This is a genomic window from Pedobacter miscanthi (genome assembly GCF_003315595.1).
GTDB classification, from domain to species: domain Bacteria; phylum Bacteroidota; class Bacteroidia; order Sphingobacteriales; family Sphingobacteriaceae; genus Pedobacter; species Pedobacter miscanthi.
On the sequence record NZ_QNQU01000058.1, the window covers coordinates 1 to 5,132 of the forward strand.

Consider the following 5,132-nt stretch of genomic DNA (forward strand, 5'->3'; position numbering starts at 1 on the left):
TTATGCCTTTACACTCTGCGAATGATTTCCAACCATTCTGAAGGAACCTTTGGGCGCCTCCGTTACCTTTTAGGAGGCGACCGCCCCAGTCAAACTGCCCACCTGACACTGTCTCCCGCCGTGATTGCCGGCGAGGGTTAGAGTGTTCATACAACGAGGGTAGTATCCCACCAATGCCTCCATCGAAACTAGCGTTCCGACTTCTACGGCTCCTACCTATCCTGTACAAGTTGTACAAACACCCAATATCAAGCTACAGTAAAGCTCCATGGGGTCTTTCCGTCCTGTCGCGGGTAACCCGCATCTTCACGGGTATTATAATTTCACCGAGTCTCTCGTTGAGACAGTGCCCAGATCGTTACGCCTTTCGTGCGGGTCGGAACTTACCCGACAAGGAATTTCGCTACCTTAGGACCGTTATAGTTACGGCCGCCGTTTACTGGGGCTTCGATTCAATGCTTCTCTTACGATGACATCCCCTCTTAACCTTCCAGCACCGGGCAGGTGTCAGGCCTTATACTTCATCTTTCGATTTTGCAAAGCCATGTGTTTTTGTTAAACAGTCGCCTGGGCCTTTTCACTGCGGCTGACATTGCTGCCAGCGCCCCTTCTCCCGAAGTTACAGGGCCATTTTGCCGAGTTCCTTAGCCATGATTCACTCGAGCACCTTAGAATCCTCTTCCCGGATACCTGTGTCGGTTTGCGGTACGGGTTTTTATAACCTGAAGCTTAGCGGTTTTTCTTGGAAGTCTGATTACCTGCACTATCAACTCAGCCGAAGCCTTGTCGTACTATCAGCGTTCAGCTGGTCCGGCGGATTTGCCTACCGGTCCAATACCTACAGCCTTTAACGATCTATTCCGTCAGATCGCGGCAGTGTCACTACTCCGTCCCCACATCGCAGTTATAAAAAGTACGGAAATATTAATCCGTTGTCCATCGAATTTCCCCTTCGGGTTCTCCTTAGGTCCCGACTAACCCTGATCCGATTAGCGTTGATCAGGAAACCTTATCCTTTCGGTGGGCGGGTTTCTCGCCCGCCTTATCGTTACTTATGCCTACATTTGCTTTTCTATGCGCTCCAGCACCCATTACCAGATACCTTCGCTGCACATAGAATGCTCCCCTACCGATATATTTCAATCCCATAGCTTCGGTGTACAGTTTAATGCCCGTTTATTATCCATGCCCGATCGCTCGACTAGTGAGCTGTTACGCACTCTTTAAATGAATGGCTGCTTCCAAGCCAACATCCTAGCTGTCTGTGCAATCGGACCTCGTTAGTTCAACTTAACTGTAACTTGGGGACCTTAGCTGATGGTCTGGGTTCTTTCCCTCTCGGCGCGTGACCTTAGCACCCCGCGCCTCACTGCAGATCATATTTCATAGCATTCGGAGTTTGTCTGGATTTGGTAGGATTTGACTCCCCCGCACCCAATCAGTAGCTCTACCTCTATGAAACTTAATATCCACGCTGTTCCTAAAAACATTTCGGGGAGTACGAGCTATTTCCCAGTTTGATTAGCCTTTCACCCCTACCCACAGATCATCCGGAAACTTTTCAACGTTTATCGGTTCGGTCCTCCAGTACGTGTTACCGCACCTTCAACCTGTCCATGGGTAGATCACAAGGTTTCGCGTCTACCCCCTCTGACTATACGCCCTATTCAGACTCGCTTTCGCTTCGGATCCGTGCCTGAAGCACTTAACCTTGCCAGAGAGGAGTAACTCGTAGGCTCATTATGCAAAAGGCACGCCGTCACACCACTTGGATGCTCCGACCGCTTGTAAGTACACGGTTTCAGGTTCTATTTCACTCCCCTGTTCGGGGTTCTTTTCACCTTTCCCTCACGGTACTGGTTCACTATCGGTCTCTCAGGAGTATTTAGCCTTACCGGATGGTGCCGGCAGATTCCCACAAGGCGTCTCCGACCTCGCGGTACTCAGGATACTGCTAAGCTAGCATTCTATACGTGTACAGGGCTATCACCTTGTATCGCCGGGATTCCCATCCCGTTCCACTTCTGTTTGCTAATGCCATATTGCAGTCCTACAACCCCCACTTTGCCGTAACAAAGTAGGTTTGGGCTCTTTCCCTTTCGCTCGCCACTACTCAGGAAATCATTGTTATTTTCTCTTCCTCTGCTTACTTAGATGTTTCAGTTCGGCAGGTTTGCTCATTATATGTGACATGTCTTCAACATGCCGGGTTGCCCCATTCGGAAATCTTCGGATCAATTCCTATTTGCAAATACCCGAAGCTTATCGCAGCTTATCACGTCCTTCATCGCCTCTGAGAGCCAAGGCATCCCCCGTGTACTCTTTATTACTTTCTTCTACTCTTGCGCCTTTTGCGCCGCAAGGTATGCTTTTTTTGCTCTTGTTATGATGTCTCATTCCCGATGCAAGACCGGGAGAGCACAAACACAACAGTCGCCTATTGTTGTTTGCTCTTCTTNTGCAAGACCGGGAGAGCACAAACACAACAGTCGCCTATTGTTGTTTGCTCTTCTTTTTTAACTTCTTCCAATATGTCAAAGAACTTTACTGAGGCTGAAGGCCGAAGGTATAAAGGTGGAGGGTTTCATTGTCCTGCGCCTAAGCTTCGTTTCAGCTTCATTAGTAAAAAACTGCGGTCTCGAACCGTTTCATCTTTTCAATCAGTACTTAGTATATAGTATTAAGTATTTAGATTCTTAGATGTGCCCCGTGGCGTTTTCTTCTTTCTTAATTATGTCAATGTAGTTTACCAGTCCAGGTAATCGTTTTTTGTTGTGTGTTTTTTGAAAGCTTTCTGCTTTGGTCTTTAAGCTTTGTGCTCAAATGTGGAGAATAACGGAGTCGAACCGTTGACCTTCCCGATGAAAATCGGGACGCTCTAGCGCCATCCGCTAAAACTCTTATGTGGAGAATAACGGAGTCGAACCGTTGACCTCCTGCGTGCAAGGCAGGCGCTCTAGCCAGCTGAGCTAATCCCCCAGAGTGTAGTTACCAGTTTTCAGTTCTTAGTTTTCAGTTATGATAACTGTTAACTGCAAACCGCCAATTGTAAACTTCAATGGTAGTCCCGTCCAGATTTGAACTGGAGACCCCTACATTATCAGTGTAGTGCTCTAACCAGGCTGAGCTACGGGACTTTATTTTCAGGTAAGCTTTTTCATGTCGCAGTATATAGTATCTTACCGCTACTGCTTCCCTTTTTGGCTTCCCCTTCATTAGTCCGCCGCGCTATACCTTTATAGTATGCCCACCGTTTTCTTCTGGGTGTTTCTTGTTTTTTCTCTTTTTTTTAAAAGTATTTAGTATCAAGTATCGAGACATGCCTTTCAGCTTTAGTCTTTATGCTTTTACCTTCTACCTTATTTGAAATATCATGTTGCGTTGCGGGTAGGCGGTGCTACTCCAGAAAGGAGGTATTCCAGCCGCACCTTCCGGTACGGCTACCTTGTTACGACTTAGCCCCAGTTACCGGTTTTACCCTAGGACGCTCCTTGCGGTTACATACTTTAGGTACCCCCAGCTTCCATGGCTTGACGGGCGGTGTGTACAAGGCCCGGGAACGTATTCACCGCGTCATTGCTGATACGCGATTACTAGCGAATCCAACTTCATGGGGTCGAGTTGCAGACCCCAATCCGAACTGTGAACGGCTTTATGAGATTCGCATACCATTGCTGGCTAGCTGCCCTCTGTACCGTCCATTGTAGCACGTGTGTAGCCCCGGACGTAAGGGCCATGATGACTTGACGTCGTCCCCTCCTTCCTCTCTGTTTGCACAGGCAGTCTGTTTAGAGTCCCCACCATGACGTGCTGGCAACTAAACATAGGGGTTGCGCTCGTTGCGGGACTTAACCCAACACCTCACGGCACGAGCTGACGACAGCCATGCAGCACCTAGTTTCGTGTGATTGCTCACTGATCTATCTCTAGATCATTCACTAACTTTCAAGCCCGGGTAAGGTTCCTCGCGTATCATCGAATTAAACCACATGCTCCTCCGCTTGTGCGGGCCCCCGTCAATTCCTTTGAGTTTCACCCTTGCGGGCGTACTCCCCAGGTGGAACACTTAACGCTTTCGCTTAGCCGCTGACTGTGTACCGCCAACAGCGAGTGTTCATCGTTTAGGGCGTGGACTACCAGGGTATCTAATCCTGTTTGATCCCCACGCTTTCGTGCCTCAGCGTCAATAAGACCATAGTAAGCTGCCTTCGCAATCGGTGTTCTGAGACATATCTATGCATTTCACCGCTACTTGTCTCATTCCGCCTACCTCTAGTCCATTCAAGCCCATCAGTATCAAGGGCACTGCGATAGTTGAGCTACCGTCTTTCACCCCTGACTTAACAGGCCGCCTACGCACCCTTTAAACCCAATAAATCCGGATAACGCTTGGATCCTCCGTATTACCGCGGCTGCTGGCACGGAGTTAGCCGATCCTTATTCTTCCGGTACATTCAGCTACTTACACGTAAGTAGGTTTATTCCCGGATAAAAGCAGTTTACAACCCATAGGGCAGTCTTCCTGCACGCGGCATGGCTGGTTCAGGCTTGCGCCCATTGACCAATATTCCTTACTGCTGCCTCCCGTAGGAGTCTGGTCCGTGTCTCAGTACCAGTGTGGGGGGCCATCCTCTCAGATCCCCTAGTCATCGTCGCCTTGGTGGGCCGTTACCCCGCCAACTAGCTAATGACACGCATGCCCATCTTAATCCTATAAATATTTGAACATTGGATAATGCTATCCTGTGTTTTTATGCGGTGTTAATCCGGATTTCTCCGGGCTATCCCCCTGATTAAGGTAGGTTGCATACGCGTTACGCACCCGTGCGCCACTTTTCCAAGGAGCAAGCCCCTTGGTATCGTTCGACTTGCATGTATTAGGCCTGCCGCTAGCGTTCATCCTGAGCCAGGATCAAACTCTCCATTGTAAAATGTTGTTGTTCAATTCTGACCAGTTTTAACTATTGTTAAAAATAGTCTTCTTTTTTTTATGTTGTCTGTTAGACACCACCTTTAAAATAAAGCAAAATAATCATGTACTTTGATCAGTACTCCATTACCCCGCTACGCTACATTGACATCTCTTTTAAGAACTTATTGATCTTCTAAACCTCGCGGCCGATCTTTATATC

The 5,132-nt window shown here is 48.3% G+C and carries 2 tRNA genes and 2 rRNA genes; all 4 read right to left on the reverse strand.

The annotated features are described in order from the left end of the window. Positions 1-2,336: ribosomal RNA gene (locus DRW42_RS28265) — 23S ribosomal RNA — on the reverse strand; the annotation flags it as partial. Positions 2,337-2,905: 569 nt separating this feature from the next. After that, positions 2,906-2,979: transfer RNA gene (locus tag DRW42_RS28270), tRNA-Ala, on the reverse strand. Positions 2,980-3,059: 80 nt separating this feature from the next. Then, a tRNA-Ile gene (locus tag DRW42_RS28275) sits at positions 3,060-3,137 on the reverse strand. Positions 3,138-3,406: 269 nt separating this feature from the next. After that, a 16S ribosomal RNA gene (locus tag DRW42_RS28280) occupies positions 3,407-4,928 on the reverse strand. Positions 4,929-5,132: the final 204 nt, after the last annotated feature.